Genomic DNA, 17,859 nt, shown 5'->3' on the forward strand with positions numbered 1-17,859 from the left:
CCGCATCGCCGATCCTGTTTGATGCCTGGCTTCAGCCGCGACCCGATGCCGCTGTGATGCGTTAGCGCGGGTGCGGGTTGCCGAAGGCCGGCCACATCGCTGATGCCCGCGGTGCTGGCTTGACCTACCGCCGCGCCGCCAGGCGCAATCCACGCGGGGTCAGCACCCGTTCCAGCAGCTCGAACAGGCCCTGGACCAGCAGCGCCAGCAGCGCGGCCGGCACCGCGCCTTCCAGGATCAAACCGAGGTCGTCCAGGCGGATGCCGGTCAGGATCGGCTGGCCGTAGCCGCCGGCGCCGATCAGCGCGCCCAGGGTCGCGGTGCCGACGTTGATCACCGCCGCGGTCTTGATGCCGGCGAGGAGGGTGCGCAGCGCCAGCGGCAGTTCGATCCGCCACAGCCGCGTGCCCGGCGGCAGGCCCAGCGCGGCGGCAGTCTCGCGCAGCTCGCGCGGGATGCCGGTGATGCCGGCATGCATGTTGCGCACGATCGGCAGCAGGCTGTACAGGAACAGCGCGGCGATCGCCGGTTTGGCGCCGATGCCGAACAGCGGGATCATGAACACGAACACCGCCAGCGACGGCAGCGTCTGCAGCACACCCGTCAGGGCCAGCACCGCCTGGCCGAGCCGTGGCCGATGCGCGGCCAGGATGCCCAGCGGCAGCGCCACCAGCAAGGCCAGGCCCAGCGACAGCCCGACCAGCGCCAGGTGCTCGCGGGTGCGTTGCAGCAGCCGTTGCATCCGTCCGTCCTCGGCCGGCGCGGCGATGCCCAGCCAGTGTGCGGCGATGGCGCTTTCGGCACGCTTGTCGAGCTTGGCCTTGGCGTTGAGCCGCTGCATGGTCGCCGCGTCGATGCGCCCGCCCAACCGCTGCAGCGCCTGCACGAAGCGCGGCGCGCGCTGCGCCAGGTCGGCGCGGTACAGGAACACCGCGGCGTAGCGCGGGAAGTAATGCCTGTCGTCCTGCAGCACCAGCAGGTCGTGCGCGGGGATCTCGGCATCGGTGCTGTACAGGTCGGTGAGGTCGATCGAGCCGCTGTCCAGCGCGCGGTAGGCGAGGTCGTGGTCCAGGCCGGTGGGCACCTGCGGCAGCCCGTAGGCGTCGCGCACGCCGGGCCAGCCGTCGGCGCGCGAGACGAATTCGTTGCTCAGTCCGAACTTAAGCGTCGGATGCGCGGCGAGGTCGGACAGGCGCACGATGCCCAGCGCCTGCGCGCGTTGCCGGCGCATGCCGAACGCATAGGTGTTGTCGAAGCCCAGCGGCGCGCTCATCGCCAGGCCGCGCTGCGCCAGCGCCTGCCGCAGCGCATCGTCGTCGGCGCCGGGCATGTGCAGCAGTTCGGCGGCCAGGGTGCCGGTGTACTCGGCATAGGCGTCGATCGAACCCTGCTCCAACGCACGCCACAGGATTCGGGTGCCGCCGAGCTGGCGCCGGTGCTCGACCTCGACCCCGGCCTGGCGCCCGGCGCCGGCGGCGATCTCGCCCAGCACCACCGCTTCGGTGAAGTTCTTCGAGCCGACCACGACCTTGGCATCGGCGGCAGCGGCCGGCAGACCCAGCAGGCTGGCAAGGCTGCCCAAGGCGACCACTGCGATCGCGCGCCAGCGCGCGCCTCGCGAGGTCATCGCGCCTCCTCCAGGGTGCGCTGCGCCTGCAGGAACTGGCTCACGAAGGGATCGGCCGGCGCCTCCAGCAAAGTGCGTGCACTGCCTTCCTGCAGCACGCGGCCGCCGCGCATCAGGACCAGGGTATCGCCCAGGTAGGCGGCCTCGGCGACGTCGTGGGTCACCAGCACCACGGTCTTGCCGAGCAGCGCGAACAGTTCGCGCATCTGCGTCTGCAGTTCGTGGCGCACGATCGGGTCGAGCGCGCCCAGCGGTTCGTCCAGCAGCAATACCGGCGGGTCCAGCAACAGGGCGCGGATCAGTCCGACGCGCTGGCGCTGGCCACCGGACAACTCGGCTGGATAACGCGCCAGCAGCGCTTCCGGCAGGCGGCACAACGCAGCGAGCTCGTGCAGACGCGCCTCGATGCGCGGCCGCGTCCAGCCCAGCGTGCGCGCCAGCAGGGCGGCGTTGTCGCGGGCGCTCAGGTGCGGGAACAGGCCGCCTTCCTGGATCACGTAGCCGATGCGCCGGCGCTGCGCCAACAGGGTGGCGCGACGCAACGGCTCGCCCTGGAAGCGCACCTCGCCGCTATCCGGCCACTCCAGCCCCAGCAGCAGGCGCAGCACGCTGGACTTGCCGGCGCCGCTGGGACCGATCAACGCGGTGGTGCGGCCCGGGGCGATGCGAAGATCGACCTGGTCCAGCGCCAGCATGTCGCCGTAGCGGCGGGTGACCCGATGCAGTTCGAACATCGCCGCAGCATAGCCGCAGGCGGCGACCACGCCGTGCGAAGACGCCGCGGCCTCAGCGGGCGGCGTCGGTCAGCAGGTCCAGCGTCGGTTTCGGCCGGCCCAGGTCGTACATCAGGCCGAAATGCGCCTCCGCGCCCTGCTGGTCCGGCTGGTCGAGCAGTTCGTAGAGATTGATCTCGGCGACCACGTCGGCATAGTCGCTGCGCAGCGTCTGCAGCAGGTCCGCCACGCTGTCGTAGCAGGCGCCGTCGCCGGGATGGCCGCCATCGGTGTTGCCGGTGTAGATCTCGGCGCAGTTGAGCTCGTTGACGTAGACCTTGGTGCCGTATTTCTGCGCGGCGGCGCGCAGCTGTCCGAGATACAGGTCCATCCAGTAGCCGCGCTCGCCGTGGAAGGCGTAGTAGTGGAAGCTGATCCGGTCGAAGTCGAAACCGGCGGCCTTGGCCTGGTCCAGGAACCACAGCGAGCCGTTGCGGTCGCCCGGGCAGCGCGCGTTGGCCGAATGGTCGTCGCTGTTGCAGGCGGTGATGTTGATGGTGAACTGCAGGCCGGCGCCCACCTCGTCGGAGGCCTGCTTCATGCCGCGGTACATCGTGGTCATCGCCGCGATCCGCGCCGGCGCGGCGGCACGGTCCAGGTCCTGCTCGTTGCCGATCTCCCAGACCTTGATGTCGTTGGCATAGCGGCGCGCCAGCGCGTAGCCGATCTCGCGCGACATCGGGTACACCATCGGCCGCAGCGCGATGTTGTACTGGCGCGAGAGCTGCACCAGCCGGTCGAGCACGGCGAAGTTGCGCGGGTCCACGTCGAACCGGTAGCTGCGCAGGTTGCGCTGGTCGAGCAGGCGGAACACCGCTTCGCTCTGGCTGAGCGGGTAGGCCGGGCGGCCGTCGTGGCCGTTCACCCCGTACACGATGGCCGGTGCCGCGGTGGCAGGGGCGGCAGCGACGGCGAGGAGGGCCGCGAACAGGCGCAGCAGCGGGCGCAGCAAGGACAGAGACATGGCGTTCCCGGCGGAAGCGGCCCGGGGCGGGCACGGGACCAGCCTAGCAAGCCCGGTCACGGGCATCGGCGCCAATTCCCGGGACTGCGGTGCGGGTCGCACTCCGCCTGGATTGGTCTGGAGGCGCGCCATGCTGGGCGTCCAGTGATCGGGACTGGCGCTGCCTGGCGACGCGCGCACCCGCCTCGCCTTGGGTGCCCGCTGGTGTCGTCATGGCCGACTGCAGCCGCCGCGCGCAGGTGCCCGAGTGGACCACGGGGGCCGATCGGCGCTGCCCGGAAACGCGACAGGGGCCTTGCGGCCCCTGTCGGTGTGCATCGTGTCGGCGCGGTGGATCAGCGCTGCATCTGCGAATTCGACTGTCCGGTGGCGGCGGACTTCTCGCCGGCGAACGGGTTGAGCTTGCGGATCATCCACGGGTACTTCGGCCAGTTGCCGGTCAGCCACGGATGCTGCGGGTCGTTGAGCTCGAGCACGCGGCGCGCGTCGGCGGCCAGGGTCTTGTTGCCCAGATGGGTGTAGGCATCGGCCAGCACCGCCACCGCGTCGTTCTGGTAGGCGCTCTGCGGGTAGGTCTCGAGCAGGTAGGTGGCACGCGAGGCGGCCGACACCCAGGCGTCGCGGCGCAGGTAGTACAGCGCGTTGTCCAGCTCGTGCTGGGCGAACACGTTGCGCAGGGCGATCATGCGCGCGCGCGCGTCGGCGGCGTAGCGGCTGTTCGGGTAGCGCTCGGCGACGGTGTTGAAGTCGGCGTAGGCCTGCTGCGGCGTGGACAGGTCGCGGCGGCTGGGGTCCAGCGACCACACCCGGCGCAGGAACACCGTGTCGCGGTTGGAGTTGGACAACCCGCGCAGGTAGTACATGTAGGCGATGTTGCGCTGGGTCGGGTAGGTGCGGATGAAGCGGTCGATGGTCGACACCGCGTCGTCGTGCTTGCCGGCCTTGTACTGGGCGTAGGCGCTTTCGATCATCGCCTGCTCGGTGTAGTTGCCGTACGGGTACTGCGCGATCAGCCGCTTGAAGCTGCTCTCGGCGCCGGCCCAGTTGCCGCTCTCCATCTGCGCATGCGCCTTCTGGTAGAGCTGCTCGACCGGCATGCCTTCTTCGGGGTTCTTCTTCTGACGGTGGCAACCCGTCGCCACGACCAGCGTGACCAGCAGCAGGGCGATGAAACGGACGTGCGCGGACAGCGGGACGGAGCGTCGGATCATGGGTTCGGGCGCGGCAGGGCAGGAATACGAAGGGGCGATGATAGCCTAGTGGCCTGTCCTGCGACTGACTATGGCCGCCGCGACCCCCTTTTTCCGACCCAAGCCGTGCCCCTGCCATGCCCCATACCCCCCCGGATCTCCCCGAGGACGCCGTCAGCGACGGCCCGCGCCAGGCGCGCGTCCCCGATCACGCCGCCGGTCGCCGCTTCGACGCGGTGCTGGCCGAACTGTTCCCCGAATACTCGCGTTCGCGCCTGGCCGAATGGATCAAATCCGGCGACGCCCTGCTCGACGGCGCCCCGGCGCGGCCGCGCGATGCGCTGCGCGGCGGCGAGATCGCCAGCCTGCATGCGGTGCTGGACACCCAGACCCACGCCCTGCCCGAGGACATCCCGCTGGAGGTGCTGTACGAGGACGACCAGGTCATCGTGCTGAACAAGCCAGCCGGGCTGGTGGTGCACCCGGGCGCCGGCAACCCCAGCGGCACCCTGGTCAATGCCTTGCTGTACCGCGACCCGGGGCTGTCGGCGCTGCCGCGCGCCGGCATCGTGCACCGCCTGGACAAGGACACCAGCGGCGCCATGGTGGTGGCGCGGACCCTGCAGGCGCATACCTCGCTGGTGGCGCAGCTGTCCGCGCGCGACGTGCACCGGCAATACCTGGCGGTGGTGGTCGGGGCGCTGGTCTCCGGCGGCACCGCCAATGCGCCGATCGACCGCCATCCGCGCGACCGCCTGCGCATGGCGGTGCGCGAGGACGGCCGCGACGCGGTCACCCACTACCGGCTGCGCGAGCGCTTCCGCGCCCACACGGCCCTGGAATGCCGCTTGGAGACCGGCCGCACCCACCAGATCCGCGTGCACATGGCGCACCTGAAGCACCCCATCGTCGGCGACCCGCTGTACGGTGGTCCGCTGAAGCTGCCCAAGGGCGCCAGCGAGGAGCTGATCGCCGAACTGCGCGGCTTCAAGCGCCAGGCGCTGCACGCCGAGACCCTGGAGTTCAAGCATCCCTCAAGCGGCGAGCCGGTCCGCGCCACCGCGGCGGTGCCGGCCGACCTGCAGCAGCTGATGGCCGCCCTGCGCGTGGATGCGCAGGCGGCCGCCGAGCGGGCGCGGCGCTGAGCATGGCCGGGAGCCCGGTTTCCCACGCCCTCGCGCGCGACTGCGTTTCGCGCGGCGGCCGGCGGCGCCAGGCTGGCGGCATGTCGGCCGATGTGGGGCGAGGGCTCTGCCGATGAGCGACTTCGCCCTGTCGGCCGATTGGCCGGCACCGCCGCGGGTCCACGCCCTGACCACCCTGCGGACTGGCGCCGGCGCCTCGCAGCCGCCGTTCGACCGCTTCAACCTCGGCAATCGCAGTGCTGCCGACGGCGACGACCCGGCCACGGTGCAGCGCAACCGCGACGAGTTGGCCGCGCGACTGGCGCTGCCGACGCCGCCGCATTGGCTGCGGCAGGTGCACGGCGTGCAGGTGCTGCGTTTCGACGGGCCGCCGCAGGGCGCCGGCATCGATGCCGAGCCGACCGCCGATGCCGCGGTCACCGCCGAACCGGGCGTGGTGCTGGCGATCCTGACCGCCGACTGCCTGCCGGTGGTGTTCGCCGCCCGCGACGGCAGCGAGGTCGGCGCCGCGCACGCCGGCTGGCAGGGGCTGGCTGGCGGCGTGCTCGAGGCCACCGTCGCCGCGCTGCGCACGGCGCCAGCGCAACTGCAGGCCTGGCTGGGGCCGGCGGCCGGACCGCAGCACTACGAGATAGGCGTCGAGGTGCGCGAGGCGTTCCTGCGCCACGATCCGGCCGCCGCGGCCGCATTCGTGGACACCCGGCCCGGCCACTGGCGGGTGGACCTGTACGCACTGGCGCGGCAACGCCTGGTCGCGGCCGGCCTGGCGCCGGACCGGATCCACGGTGGCGGCCTGTGCACCATCGCCGATGCGCAGCGCTTCTACTCCTATCGGCGCGACCGCCGCAGCGGGCGCATGGCGACCCTGGCGTGGATCGCGCCCTGACCCCGTCGCTGTTCGCGCAGGTGCTGGGTCCGGCGTTCGCGCAATTGCCGCCGGTACTGCGCGAACTGCATACGCCCTCGTCGCAGTCGCGCTATGTCGGTCAGGCGATGGTCCAGCGCGGCCGCCACCCGCTGTTGCCGCTGTGCGCGTGGCTGGTGCGGTTGCCGCGCACCGGGCCGGCGACGCCGGTGGAGGTGGTGTTCCGCGCCGATGCCCACGGCGAGCGCTGGGAACGCCGCTTCGGCACGCATGCCATGCCCTCGCGGCTGTGGCTGCACCGCGGCCGCCTGCGCGAGCGGCTGGGTGCGGTGGTGTTCGAATTCGCCCTGCGGATCGACGGCGCCGGCATCGAATGGCGCGCGGCGCGCGCCTGGGCCTTCGGCGTGCTGCCGCTGCCGCAGCGCTGGCTGGCCGGCGTGCACTGCCGCGAAGACCAGCGCGAGGGCCGCTACGCGTTCTTGATCGCGGTGAGCCTGCCGTGGATCGGCCCGTTCATCCGCTACGAGGGCTGGCTTGCGCCGGCCTGAGCCGCCACCGGGTGCGGCGCCCGCGGCGTCGGAGGACATGGCCATCGTCGTGTTCGACGGGGTCTGCGCGCTGTGCAGCCGCTGGGTGCGGTTCCTGCTGCGCCATGACCGCCGCGGCCGCTACCGGTTTGCGGCGATGCAGTCGCCGCGCGGCAGCGCGCTGTTGCGCGAGCACGGCCTGGATCCGGCCGATCCGCTGTCGTTCCTGCTGCTGACACGGCACGGTGCCTTGACCGATTCGGACGCGGCGATCGCGGTGATCGCCGGGCTTGGCGGGGTGTGGCGCAGCGTCGCGTGGCTGCGCCTGCTGCCGCGGCGCTGGCGCGATGCCGGCTACCGGGTGCTGGCGCGCAACCGCCATCGCTGGTTCGGTACCACGGCGCAGTGTTTCCTGCCTGAGCCGCAACAGCGTTCGCGCTTTCTGGAGTGAGCACGACGCGCGCGGCGCGTCTGATCGGCTGTTTCCTCGCGCGAGCCCATCGCCGCGGGTTCACAAGTGCCTGCGGTGGCCGTTCTTGACGGACGGGCCACCCACGCGATCGGACCGGCAACGATGGAGATTCCTCTGCTGCTTCTGCTGGCAAGCCGCTGGCAGCGGCGTCCGTCAGCCTCCTTGGCAGATAGCACCGTGGTGCCCCCCGTTTCCACGCTCCCACACCCGCCCGAGAGGAGTTCCGCTATGCCCAGTCCTACGCCTGCGCGGCTGATCCATCCAAGCAATCGCGTGTTCGGCACGATCGATATCAAGAACTACAGATTCGTCGGCGAGCAGCTGCCCAGTACCTACTACATGAGCGGAACGGGCCCGTTCATCCGCTTGCGTCCATTGCACCGATCCGGTTTCGCCATCTACGAAAGGCCGACGCGCGTGGTGGGGCTCTATGTGGGCGACTGGGACCGGGACGACACCTTCGCGCAGAACATCCAGAATGTGGCGCTGTATCGCGAACTCGGCGCAAGCGCGGCCGACATCGCCGCCAGCATCGAACGCCTGAAACTGGTCGCGCGTCGCACCGACGAGATCATCCAGCAGAATACCGCCCAGCCGCTGGAGTTGAACGACGCCGTCGTCTTCGTCAACGAGGGCGCCTTGGCCGGAACAGTGTGGGGCGGCGACAAGCAAAAGACCGGCAACGTGTACAAGCCGTTGAAGGTGGTCGATGCGACCGGCCCCAGCAGGAAGGCCCATGCCGGTCATGCCTTCGCCACGCGCGAGGCGGTGGAGCGGTTCTATGCCGATTACTATCCGCACGTGCTGGGGCAATTGATGTTGCTCGGGCAGGCCCAGCAATCCTTCGTTTCGCAAGCGCCCAATGGCGATGACGTCGTGACGGTGATCAATACCGACACCGGGTACTTTCCTCAGAGCGAGTTTCCCACCCGCGCCAGCCAGTTGCAGTTCCTGCTCCAGCAATTCATGCGCTTTGCCTGATCCTGGACGGGGCGGGAGGTCGTCGCGTGCGTCGCCTCAGTACGTACGGCGCAGCAGTGGGGTGACATTGCTGCCGCCCGGCCGCCCTTGTCCCGTCTCGATCCGGAACACCGCGACCGCCGCAGCCAGGCCGCCGGCCTGCTCCTCCATGCTGCGCGCGGCGGCGGTGGCTTCCTCGACCAGGGCGGCGTTGCGTTGGGTCACCTCGTCCAGTTGCGCCACGGTGCGGTTGACCTGTTCGATGCCGCTGGACTGCTCGCCGCTGGCGGCGCTGATCTCGCCGATCAGGCCGGTCACCCGCTGCACCGAACCGACGATCTCGTGCATGGTGGCGCCGGCGCGGTTGACCAGCGCGGCGCCTTCGCCGACGGTGCGCGTGGACGCTTCGATCAGGTCCTTGATCTCCTTGGCCGCATCGGCCGAGCGCTGCGCCAGCGACCGCACCTCCGAGGCGACCACGGCGAACCCGCGGCCCTGTTCGCCGGCGCGCGCCGCTTCCACCGCGGCGTTGAGCGCCAGGATGTTGGTCTGGAAGGCGATGCCGTCGATCACGCCGATGATCTCGCCGATGCGCTGCGAGGACGTGCTGATCGCGCGCATCGTCGCCACCACCTCGTCCATCACCTGGCCGCCGGAACGGGCGACCTCGCCGGTGTTCTGCACCAGGCCGTTGGCCTGCTGCGCGTTGTCGGCGTTCTGCTTCACCGCCGAGGTCAACTCTTCCATCGAGCTGGCGGTCTCCTCCAGGCTCGCCGCCTGCTGTTCGGTGCGGTCGGACAGGTCGGTATTGCCTGCGGCGATCTCCGAGGCGGCGCGGCGGATCGTGTCGGCCGACTCCTGGATCCCGACGATGATTTCGGTGAGCTTGGCGACGGTGCGGTTGGTGTCCTCGCGCAAGCGCGCGAACACGCCCTGCGCCTGGCCGTCGACGCGGTGGGTGAGGTCGCCTTCGGCCAGCGCCGCCAGCGCCCCGGCCAGTTGCGCCAGGTTGCTCTCCACCCCATCGGAGATGCGGTTGACGCCCTCGGCCAGCGACTTGAGGACGCCGTCCATCGCCGCGGTCTCGATGCGCTGGCTGAAATCGCCGTGCGCGGCCGCCTCGATCACCGTGGCCAGCGCCTGTTCGGCGTTGACCTGCGCGGTCACCTCTTCCCATTGCGCGATGGTGCCCAGGCGGCGGCCGTCGGCATCGTCGATCGGGCTGTACACGAAATCGATCTGGCGGCCGAAGAACGGCGCACGCACGCGCTTGGAGCCGGTCAGCGCGCGCATGCGATCGATCGCCGCCTGGCTGTCCGGATAGATGTCGCCGATGCTGCCGCCGACGAACTGTTCGGCGCGGAATTCGGGGCGGAAGCGCTGCACGTCCGGTTCGATGGTGCGCAGCATCTGCAGCAGCTTGCGGTTGGCGAAATGCACGCGGCCATCGTCGTCGGCGATGCGCACCATGGTGTCGAGATCGTCCAGCGCCTGGATCACGAAACGGCCGTGGCGCAGTTCCGCCTCGGTCTGCGCCTGGCGCGCCGCCAGCGCCTGTTGCGCGTTCTGCAGCGCACGCAGCAGCGCCACCTCGGCCGTGTCCCCGAGCACCTCCACACGCTGCTCGAAGCGGCCTTCGCCCAGTGCCTGCAGCGCCTGCGTGGCGTGTTCCAGGGCGCGTGGCGCGCTGCGTCTGCCGAGCCAGACCAGTGCCGCGGCGGCGGCCACGGCGACCAGCAGCGCCGGCAGCAAACGCGGCAATGCCGATCCGTTGGCTCCCACCGTGCGGCCGACGTGCAACGCATAGCCGGCCAGCGCCAGCAGGACCAGGACATGAGAGACAGCAAGCAGCGCCGAACGCGGGCGTAGCCAGGAGGGGGTGGGGCGGAGAACGGCGGTTGGCGTGGGCATGGTCTGCACCGGCTGGGAAACAACGGGCAACGCCGCGAGGGCGGTGCGATCGCGTGGGGGGTGATCCAGTATCGGCATATCACCGTGCCGGCTTGATCGCCTTCACCTGCCGTTCGTCGGAAACTTTATATGGACTGAACGCCCAAGGCAGAGCGCCGAAAGCGTGATGATGTGCTGCGGCGCAGCAGGCGATCGACGCAGGGCCGCGCCTGGGACGCGGCGCGGGCGGCCGCAAGCGCGACGTGCATCGCGAAGCAGCGATCGCGCTGCGGTGGCCTCGGCAAGCAGATCAGCCGGCGCGGCGCGTGGCGGCTATGTTAGGCAAGGCAGGCAGTCGGGCCGCGACGGGACACGGAACACCGCGTCATGCCGCGCCATGGCGGATGGCGCATGGCCTGCAAGGCAGGATCGCACGGCGCGCAGGCGCTGCGCGCCGCGTCGTGCAACGCGTGTGCCGCCGCTAGCGCACGCTTTCCAGCGCCTGCAGATAGCGCTGGCGCCATGCGTTGATGTCGTGCTTGCGCAGGTGATCCATCATCGCCTGCCAGCGCTCGATGCGCTTGGCCTTGGGCAGCGACGCGCCGGTGGCGATGGCGTCGGCGACGCCGTCCAGGTCGTGCGGATTGACCAGCAGCGCTTCCTTCAGTTCGTCGGCGGCGCCGGCCAGCAGCGACAGCACCAGCACGCCGGGATTCTCCGGATCCTGCGCGGCCACGTACTCCTTGGCCACCAGGTTCATGCCGTCGCGCAGCGGCGTCACCAGGCCGACCTGTGCGGCGCGATAGAAGCCGGTCAGGGTGGCATGGGTGAAGTTGCGGTTGACGTAGCGCAGCGGCGTCCAGTCCGGCTCGGCGTGGCCGCCGTTGATGTGCCCGGCGATCTGCTCGAGCTGGTTGCGCAACTGCTTGTATTCGGTGACGTCGCCGCGCGAGACCGGCGCGATCTGCAGGTAGGTGAGGCTGCCGCGCTGGTCGGCATGCCGTTCCAGGTAGCGCTCGAAGCCGAGGAAGCGTTCCGGCAGACCCTTGGAGTAGTCCAGCCGGTCCACGCCGATCGCCAGCTGGCGGTCGCGCAGGCTGCTGCGCAGGTCGCGCACCGCCGGCTTGGACATCGCCGCGCGCGCCTGCTGCGCGATCAGTTCGGTGTCGATGCCGATCGGGAACATGGCCGCGCGGAACCGGCGCCCGCCCGGCGCTTCCAGCACGCCGTCCTTGATCACCTTGCCGCCGCCGAACAGGCGCACGTAGGCCTGGAAGCGGTCGACGTCGCGGCGGGTCTGGAAGCCGATCAGGTCGTAGGCGTAGAAGCCGGAGAACAGCCGCGCGTGGTCCGGCAGCGCCTGGATCAGGTCGGCCGAGGGGAACGGCACGTGCAGGAAGAAGCCGATGCGGCAGCCGATGCCGCGCTCGCGCAGCAGCGAGGCCAGCGGGATCAGGTGATAGTCGTGGATCCACACCGTGTCGTCCTCGCGCAGCAGCGGCGCGAGCTTGTCGGCGAACATGGCGTTGACCCGGCGGTAGCCCTCGCGGGTGGCGCGGTCGTAGTCGACCAGGTCCAGGCGGAAGTGCAGCAGCGGCCACAATGTGCGGTTGGCGAAGCCGTTGTAGTACGCGTCCAGGTCGGCGCGATTCAGGTCCATGGTGACGAAGCGGATATCGCCCTGGGTCTGTTCGTGCATCGCGCCGCTGTCGCCGCGCACGGTCTTGCCGCTCCAGCCGAACCACACGCCGCCGCGCTCCTTCAGCGCCGCCAGCAAGCCCACCGCGAGGCCGCCGGCGCGGTTCTCGCCGGGCAAGGCCACGCGGTTGGATACCACTACCAATCTGCTCATGACGCCTCCTGCCAACTGCGCGACAAGCGCATGGCGGCGATGATCAGGCCGACATGCGAATAGGTCTGCGGGAAATTGCCCCAGGCTTCGCCGTTGTCGAAGGCCAGATCCTCCGACAGCAGGCCCAGGTGATTGCGCCGGGCGAGGATGCGCTCGAACAGCTCGCGCGCCTCCTCCTTGCGCCCGATCGCGGCCAGGGCGTCGATGTACCAGAACGTGCAGATGGTGAAGCTGGTCTCCGGTTCGCCGAAATCGTCCGGCGCCACGTAGCGGTACAGCGCATCGCCATGCTTCAGGTCGCGGCCGATCGCCTCGACCGTGGCGATGAAACGCGGATCGTCCGGGGCGATGAACCCGATGTCGGCCAGCAACAGCAGCGAGGCGTCCAGCCGGTGGCCGTTGAAGGTGTCGGTGAAGTGGCCCAGCTCCGTGCTCCAGGCCTCGGCCAGCACGCGTGCGTGGATGCGCTCGGCGCGCTCGCGCCAGTACGCCACGCGGTCTTCCAGGCCCAGCCGCGCGGCGATCTTGGCCAGGCGGTCGCAGGCGGCCCAGCACATCGCGCTGGTGTAGGTGTGCACCTCGGCGCGGCCGCGGAACTCCCACAGGCCGGCATCGGGCACGTCGTGCAGTTCGAAGGCGCGCTCGCCCAGCGGCTCCAGGCGCAGGAACGTGTGGGTGTCGCCGGGATCCTTCAGGCGCAGGTCGAAGAACAGCTGGGTGGAGGCGAGTACCACGCTGCCGTACACGTCGTGCTGCTTCTGGATCCAGGCCAGGTTGCCGCGCCGCACCGGGCCCATGCCGCGATAGCCGGCCAGCGACTCGACCTCGTGTTCCTCCAGCGCCGCCTCGAAGCCGATGCCGTACAGCGGCTGCAGGCTGCCGTCGGTGGTGGCGATGTTGAAGATGTAGCCGAGGAACTGCTCCATGGTGCGGGTGGCGCCGAGCCGGTTCAGCGCGCGCACCACGAAGGCGGCGTCGCGCAGCCAGCAGTAACGGTAGTCCCAGTTGCGCGGGGTGTCCGGCGCTTCCGGGATGGAGGTGGTCATCGCCGCGATGATCGCGCCGCTGTCCTCGTACTGGCACAGCTTCAGGGTGATCGCGCTGCGGATCACCGCGTCCTGCCAGTCCAGCGGCACCGACAGGTAGCGCACCCACTCGCGCCAGTATTCCTCGGTGCGTTCCTGCGCTTCCTGGATGTAGCCGGTCAGCGAGCGGGTCAGCGATTCGTCCACGCCCAGCATCAGGTTGACCGGGTGGTTGAGCACGAACGGCAGTTCGTCGCGGATGAAGCGCACCGGCACGTCGGTGGTCAGGCGCAGGGTGAAATCCGGCAGCAGCCAGCGCACGTGGTTGCTGCCCCAGGTGCTCTCCGGCTGGCGCGCGCCCCAGTCGGCCAGCGGCCTGGCCAGCACGCGGATGCGCGGGTTGCCGGCCAGCGGCCGCACCTGGCGGATGATGCTGACCGGGCGATAGAAGCGGCCGTGGTTGCGCCAGCGCGGCGCGAAGTCGATCACCTCCACCGCGCCGCCGTGGGCGTCGCGCAACACCGTGCGCAGGATCGCGGTGTTGGCCAGGTAGTGCTGGTCGCTGTCGACGAAGTCTTCCAGCTCGATGCTGAAATCGCCGCCAGGATGCGCGCGCGGGGAGAGCAGGGCGCAGAACGCCGGGTCGCCGTCGAAGGCCGGCAGGCAGCTCCACACCACGCTGGCCCGTTTGTCGATCAGGGCGCCGAAGCTGCCGTTGCCGATGACGCCGAGGTCGAGATTGGGGGAACTCATGGAGCGGACGGGTCCTTGTGCGGAAGCAGTGGGGGAAGCGGCCACGGGGCGCGGACGGGCGGGCGTTGCGCTGGCCTCATCCGGCGTTATCGCGCAGCCAGGCGTGTACGCCGCGTGGATCGGGCAGCGCATAGGTGGCGACGCTGTCGGCGCGGGTGCCGACCAGCACGCTCCAGCCGCCGGCCTGGTTGGCCGCGGCGAAGCCGAATTCGTCGGTGAGATCGTCGCCGACGAACACCGGGCGGCGTCCGCGGAACGGCGGTTGCTGCAGCAGCGTGGTCAGCGCCACGCCCTTGTCGCTGCCTTCGGGCACGAACTCGACCACGTGGTCGCCGGGCTGCAGGCGGTAACCGGGCAGGTCGGCGATCTGTTCGTCGGCGAACGCCAGCACCGCCTCGGCCGCGCTGGGCGCCGCCCGCCAGTGCAGGGCCACGCTGGCGCCCTTGTCTTCGATCAGCACGCCCGGATGCGCCTGGCGCAGATGCGCGGCGCGCGCATGCAGCGCATGGAGAAAGTCGGAGGTATCGGCGGGAATCGCCGCCTGCGCGTCGGCGTCGCTGCGCAGTTCGTGGCCGTGCAGGCCGGCGGCGGGCAGCCACAGCGGCGCGAACAAGGCGTCCAGCTGCGTCAGCGGACGTCCGCTGACCAGCGCCACCGCGCCACCGAGGCGCTGGTGCAGGCGACCGATCGCCTCACGTACCTCGGGCAGCAACTGCACCTGGTCGGGGCGTTCGGCAAAGGCGATGAGAGTGCCGTCCACGTCCAGGAACAATGCGCAGGCATCGTCCAGACGCGGCGGCGGCGGTCGGAGGGGGAGCGCGTCTGCCATCCCGGCATGATGGCGCAGCGGGCGTTAGCGTCAGGTGGATTGGGGGCCGGGAATCGGGAATGGGGAAACGGGAATGGGGAAAAGCAATAGCCGTGCGGGTAGGCTCTTGCTCTTCTGCTCTTCCGATTCCCTTTTCTCGATTCCCGATTCCCCGCTCCTTCCCATTCCCGATTCCCGTCTCCCCATTCCCCACACCTTCGTCAGAAGGTGTCTGGGCCGGGAAACGGGAATCGAGAAACGGGAATGGGAGGAGCAAAAGCGGTGCTTGCGCGCACGGCTGTTGCTTTTCCCCATTCCCCATTCCCGTGTCCCCATTCCCCACACCTTCGTCAGAAGGTGTACCGCACCCGCCCATAGTAGTAAGCGCCGTTGCTGCCGATCGGCGAGAGCACGTCGTAGGGCAGGTTGCCGAAGTAGGCGATGTCCGGCTTGGAGCGGTCGGCGTAGGCGTCGGTGAGGTTCTGTCCGCCCACCGCCACGCTCCACTGCGGGGTGAGGTGGTATTCGACCTCGGCGTCGAGTTGCCACTTGGCGCTGTAGGTCTGCTCCGGGGCGAAGCCGCCGCCGAAGTCGAACACGCGGGTGGCGCTGCCGTAGCGGGTGACGCGGGTCTGCAGCGACCAGCGCGCGTCGCTCCAGTTCGCCGCCAGCTGCGCGCGGGTGCGCGGGGTCGCTTCGGTCAGGGTGTTGCGCTCTTCCACGCCGAACAGCACGTAGTCCGGATTCAGCGCCAACAACTGCGCCGGCGTGGCCACCACGTTCTCCAGCTCGGTCTTGGCGTAGCTCCAGGTGCCGGTCAACTGCAGTTGGCCCTGGCCCAGCGCCTGCCGCCAGTTGCTGACCAGCTCGGCGCCGCGGGTGCGGGTGTCGGCGGCGTTGACGAAGAAGCTGGCGCTCTGCAGGCCGGCGATGCCGAAGCGCTGCGCGACGAAGTCGGTCAGGGCGTCGCCGTCGATGCTTTCCGACAGCGCGATGCGCTTGTCGATGTCGATCTGGAACAGGTCCAGCGACAGGTCGAAGTGGCTGCCGACACGGCTGGTGAAGCCCAGGCTGTAGTTGCGCGACTTCTCCGGCTGCAGCGTGCGCGCGCCCAGCGCCTGCGCGATCGGGTTGTCGACCGAGAGCAGGCGGCCCTGCAGCAACTGTCCGTTGGCGTTGTAGCCGGTGGAACTGGCCTCGTAGCCGATCTGGCTCAGCGACGGCGCGCGGAAGTTGTTGGAGATCGCGCCGCGCAGGGCGAATGCCGGGACGAACTCGTAGCGCGCGGCCAGCTTGCCGGTCAGTTCGCCGCCGAAGTCCTGGTAGTGCTCGTAGCGCGCGGCCAGGTCGGTGGAGAGATTGTCGCCGAACTGGCTGGACACGCTGGCGTAGAGACTGGCGACGTTGCGCGACAGGTCGGCCGCATCCTGCGGGGTCAGGCCGCCGCCGGCCTGGGCGCCGGTGGGGCGGTCGGTGTAGGGGCCGGCGGCGTAGCTGGCCGGGTCGCCCGGACGGGTGCGGTAGTGCTCGCGGCGCAGCTCCACGCCGGTGCCCACGGTGTGGGTGGCGCCGGCGACGTCGAAGCTGCGGCTCAGGTCGAGGTTGGCCACGCCTTGCTCGAACGCGTAGTCGCCGGTCTTGAAGCGGGTCGGGCTGCCCGGGCCCAGCGAGGCGTTGAGCGAATGCTTGAGCCGGTAGGTGAAGTCGTTGCGGCCGTAGTCGAGGCTGGCGTCGTAGGCCCATTCGCCCCATTGCCCGCGCGCGCCGAGCACCGCCTGCAGGTCGCGGTTCTCGCCCAGCGACACCGGGCGGTAGCCCTGCGGATACACCTGCGTCCAGTTGGCGGCGCCGTCGGGGTAGCGGAAGTAGTTGGCGCCCTGCGTGTCGCGCTGGTTATAGGTGCCGAAGGCATAGACCTCGCTGCCCTGGCCGAACGGCAGCTTGCCGTTGATCCAGGCGTTGAGATCCTTGCTGGCGCCGTCGCCGAGTTCATAGTTGCGCTTGCCGGCCAGCGCCAGATTGGCCGGGGTCTGTTCCTCGAACGGCGGGATCTGGTCGAAGCCGGCGCGGTTGGTGGCCTCGTGGTTCTTCAGTTCCAGGCCGACCTTGAAGAAGCCGCCGTCCTCGCCCAGGCGTGTGCCGACCTTGCCGCTGGCATAGCCGGTCTGGCCGTCGGTGAGGGTGCGGTGGATCGGCTTGACGTCGGTGTGGTTGGCGCCGTAGCTGGCTTCCAGCGCGCCGCTGTCCGGGTCGTCGTCCAGGATCACGTTGATCACCCCGGCCACCGCGTCGGAGCCGTACTGCGCGCCGGCGCCGTCGCGCAGCACTTCGATGCGCTTGATCGCGCTGATCGGGATGGCGTTGAAGTCCACCGGGGTGGTGCCCTTGCCGATCTTGCTGTCGGTGTTGACCAGCGCCGAGGTGTGGCGGCGCTTGCCGTTGACCAGCACCAGCACCTGGTCGGGCGAGAGCCCGCGCAGCTGTGCGGCGCGCACGTGGTCGGCGCCGCCGGAGTTGGACTGGCGCGGGAAGTTGAAGGACGGCAGCAGCGCCTGCAGCGCGCTGCCGAGTTCGCCGTTGACCACGCCGGCCTTGCGGATGTCCTCGGCGCTGAGCACGTCCACCGGGGCGGTGGATTCGAGCACGGTGCGGCCGCTGGCGCGGGTGCCGGTGACGATCACCGTGTCCAGATTGGTCGCGGTGGCCGGAGCGGCCTCCTGGGCGAACGCGGGGGCCGCCAGGGCCAGTGCGATGGCCAGGCTCAGCGGCCTGACGAACGGGGACGACATGGGGGTTCTCTCCTGAAACGATGACCATCGAGACCGGCCGCGCCGGCCATGGCGGCGACTGGGGTCGGCAAAGGTTGCTGCATCCATCCGGATGAAGCGATATATTAGCCCGACGTTAAGGCGATGTGCGAGCCGTGTGTTCGGTGCGCTCGGGCATGAGCTCATGCCCGGCGGTTATCCGGCCCGGTCCGTACCTGGCCTACGATCGTGTGTTGCCTG

14 protein-coding genes are annotated in these 17,859 nt (G+C 70.1%); 5 read left to right on the forward strand and 9 right to left on the reverse strand.

All coding sequences use genetic code 11. From position 1 onward, the window contains the following. Nucleotides 1–124 precede the first annotated feature (124 nt). The 4 genes from CEK69_RS14120 to CEK69_RS14135 all read right to left on the reverse strand — a co-directional run bounded on the left by CEK69_RS14120 (nt 125) and on the right by CEK69_RS14135 (nt 4,575). Complete coding sequence (locus CEK69_RS14120; protein ID WP_226975168.1) at nt 125–1,627, reverse strand: glycine betaine ABC transporter substrate-binding protein; 1,503 nt, start codon at nt 1,625–1,627, stop codon at nt 125–127. Then, nucleotides 1,624–2,361 (reverse strand): ATP-binding cassette domain-containing protein, encoded by a 738-nt coding sequence (locus CEK69_RS14125; protein ID WP_026144649.1) that lies wholly within the window; start codon nt 2,359–2,361, stop codon nt 1,624–1,626. Before CEK69_RS14125 ends, CEK69_RS14120 begins: the two co-directional genes overlap by 4 nt. A 52-nt stretch (nt 2,362–2,413) precedes the next feature. Beyond that, on the reverse strand, nt 2,414–3,364 hold the full coding sequence (locus tag CEK69_RS14130) for a hypothetical protein (RefSeq protein WP_152246250.1): 951 nt from the start codon (nt 3,362–3,364) through the stop codon (nt 2,414–2,416). Nucleotides 3,365–3,699: 335 nt separating this feature from the next. Next, nucleotides 3,700–4,575, reverse strand: coding sequence for an outer membrane protein assembly factor BamD (locus CEK69_RS14135; protein WP_017910377.1), 876 nt, complete (start codon nt 4,573–4,575; stop codon nt 3,700–3,702). Nucleotides 4,576–4,691: 116 nt separating this feature from the next. Here CEK69_RS14135 and rluD point away from each other — a divergent pair, with 116 nt between their 5' ends. The 5 genes from rluD (at nt 4,692) to CEK69_RS14160 (ending at nt 8,544) form a co-directional block, all read left to right on the forward strand. Next, on the forward strand, nt 4,692–5,699 hold the full coding sequence (gene rluD / locus CEK69_RS14140) for a 23S rRNA pseudouridine(1911/1915/1917) synthase RluD (RefSeq protein ID WP_043091751.1): 1,008 nt from the start codon (nt 4,692–4,694) through the stop codon (nt 5,697–5,699). Between the two features lie 112 nt (nt 5,700–5,811). Beyond that, nucleotides 5,812–6,585: a peptidoglycan editing factor PgeF gene (gene pgeF / locus CEK69_RS14145; protein WP_152246252.1), complete on the forward strand. Its 774-nt coding sequence runs from the start codon at nt 5,812–5,814 to the stop codon at nt 6,583–6,585. Next, nucleotides 6,570–7,112: a DUF4166 domain-containing protein gene (locus CEK69_RS14150; RefSeq protein ID WP_152246254.1), complete on the forward strand. Its 543-nt coding sequence runs from the start codon at nt 6,570–6,572 to the stop codon at nt 7,110–7,112. Before pgeF ends, CEK69_RS14150 begins: the two co-directional genes overlap by 16 nt. 37 nt (nt 7,113–7,149) lie before the next feature. Next, the gene (locus tag CEK69_RS14155; protein WP_051064839.1) at nt 7,150–7,542 is read left to right on the forward strand and encodes a thiol-disulfide oxidoreductase DCC family protein; all 393 of its coding nucleotides are present in this window, start codon (nt 7,150–7,152) and stop codon (nt 7,540–7,542) included. Between the two features lie 249 nt (nt 7,543–7,791). Next, on the forward strand, nt 7,792–8,544 hold the full coding sequence (locus CEK69_RS14160) for a hypothetical protein (RefSeq protein ID WP_152246256.1): 753 nt from the start codon (nt 7,792–7,794) through the stop codon (nt 8,542–8,544). Nucleotides 8,545–8,580: 36 nt separating this feature from the next. Here CEK69_RS14160 and CEK69_RS14165 read toward each other — a convergent pair whose 3' ends face one another. From CEK69_RS14165 to CEK69_RS14185, 5 genes are all read right to left on the reverse strand, one after another. Further along, the gene (locus CEK69_RS14165; protein WP_152246258.1) at nt 8,581–10,434 is read right to left on the reverse strand and encodes a methyl-accepting chemotaxis protein; all 1,854 of its coding nucleotides are present in this window, start codon (nt 10,432–10,434) and stop codon (nt 8,581–8,583) included. Nucleotides 10,435–10,894: 460 nt separating this feature from the next. After that, nucleotides 10,895–12,265, reverse strand: a complete 1,371-nt coding sequence (gene otsA, locus CEK69_RS14170; RefSeq protein ID WP_017916188.1) for an alpha,alpha-trehalose-phosphate synthase (UDP-forming) — start codon at nt 12,263–12,265, stop codon at nt 10,895–10,897. Next, complete coding sequence (locus tag CEK69_RS14175) at nt 12,262–14,043, reverse strand: glycoside hydrolase family 15 protein (RefSeq protein ID WP_152237168.1); 1,782 nt, start codon at nt 14,041–14,043, stop codon at nt 12,262–12,264. Before CEK69_RS14175 ends, otsA begins: the two co-directional genes overlap by 4 nt. Nucleotides 14,044–14,119: 76 nt before the next feature. After that, entirely contained in the window at nt 14,120–14,872 is a 753-nt protein-coding gene (gene otsB / locus CEK69_RS14180) for a trehalose-phosphatase (RefSeq protein ID WP_152182409.1), read from the reverse strand. Between the two features lie 329 nt (nt 14,873–15,201). Next, on the reverse strand, nt 15,202–17,640 hold the full coding sequence (locus tag CEK69_RS14185; RefSeq protein ID WP_152246260.1) for a TonB-dependent receptor: 2,439 nt from the start codon (nt 17,638–17,640) through the stop codon (nt 15,202–15,204). Between the last annotated feature and the right edge of the window lie 219 nt (nt 17,641–17,859).

This window comes from Xanthomonas sp. LMG 12462, from assembly GCF_009192885.1.
GTDB classification, from domain to species: domain Bacteria; phylum Pseudomonadota; class Gammaproteobacteria; order Xanthomonadales; family Xanthomonadaceae; genus Xanthomonas_A; species Xanthomonas_A sontii.

Coding starts and splice junctions, on each gene's coding strand:
- CEK69_RS14120 (WP_226975168.1), bottom strand. CDS start 1,627: ATGACCTCGCGAGGCGCGCGCTGGCGCGCGATCGCAGTGGTCGCCTTG.
- CEK69_RS14125 (WP_026144649.1), bottom strand. CDS start 2,361: ATGTTCGAACTGCATCGGGTCACCCGCCGCTACGGCGACATGCTGGCG.
- CEK69_RS14130 (WP_152246250.1), bottom strand. CDS start 3,364: ATGTCTCTGTCCTTGCTGCGCCCGCTGCTGCGCCTGTTCGCGGCCCTC.
- CEK69_RS14135 (WP_017910377.1), bottom strand. CDS start 4,575: ATGATCCGACGCTCCGTCCCGCTGTCCGCGCACGTCCGTTTCATCGCC.
- rluD (WP_043091751.1), top strand. CDS start 4,692: ATGCCCCATACCCCCCCGGATCTCCCCGAGGACGCCGTCAGCGACGGC.
- pgeF (WP_152246252.1), top strand. CDS start 5,812: ATGAGCGACTTCGCCCTGTCGGCCGATTGGCCGGCACCGCCGCGGGTC.
- CEK69_RS14155 (WP_051064839.1), top strand. CDS start 7,150: ATGGCCATCGTCGTGTTCGACGGGGTCTGCGCGCTGTGCAGCCGCTGG.
- CEK69_RS14160 (WP_152246256.1), top strand. CDS start 7,792: ATGCCCAGTCCTACGCCTGCGCGGCTGATCCATCCAAGCAATCGCGTG.
- CEK69_RS14165 (WP_152246258.1), bottom strand. CDS start 10,434: ATGCCCACGCCAACCGCCGTTCTCCGCCCCACCCCCTCCTGGCTACGC.
- otsA (WP_017916188.1), bottom strand. CDS start 12,265: ATGAGCAGATTGGTAGTGGTATCCAACCGCGTGGCCTTGCCCGGCGAG.
- CEK69_RS14175 (WP_152237168.1), bottom strand. CDS start 14,043: ATGAGTTCCCCCAATCTCGACCTCGGCGTCATCGGCAACGGCAGCTTC.
- otsB (WP_152182409.1), bottom strand. CDS start 14,872: ATGGCAGACGCGCTCCCCCTCCGACCGCCGCCGCCGCGTCTGGACGAT.
- CEK69_RS14185 (WP_152246260.1), bottom strand. CDS start 17,640: ATGTCGTCCCCGTTCGTCAGGCCGCTGAGCCTGGCCATCGCACTGGCC.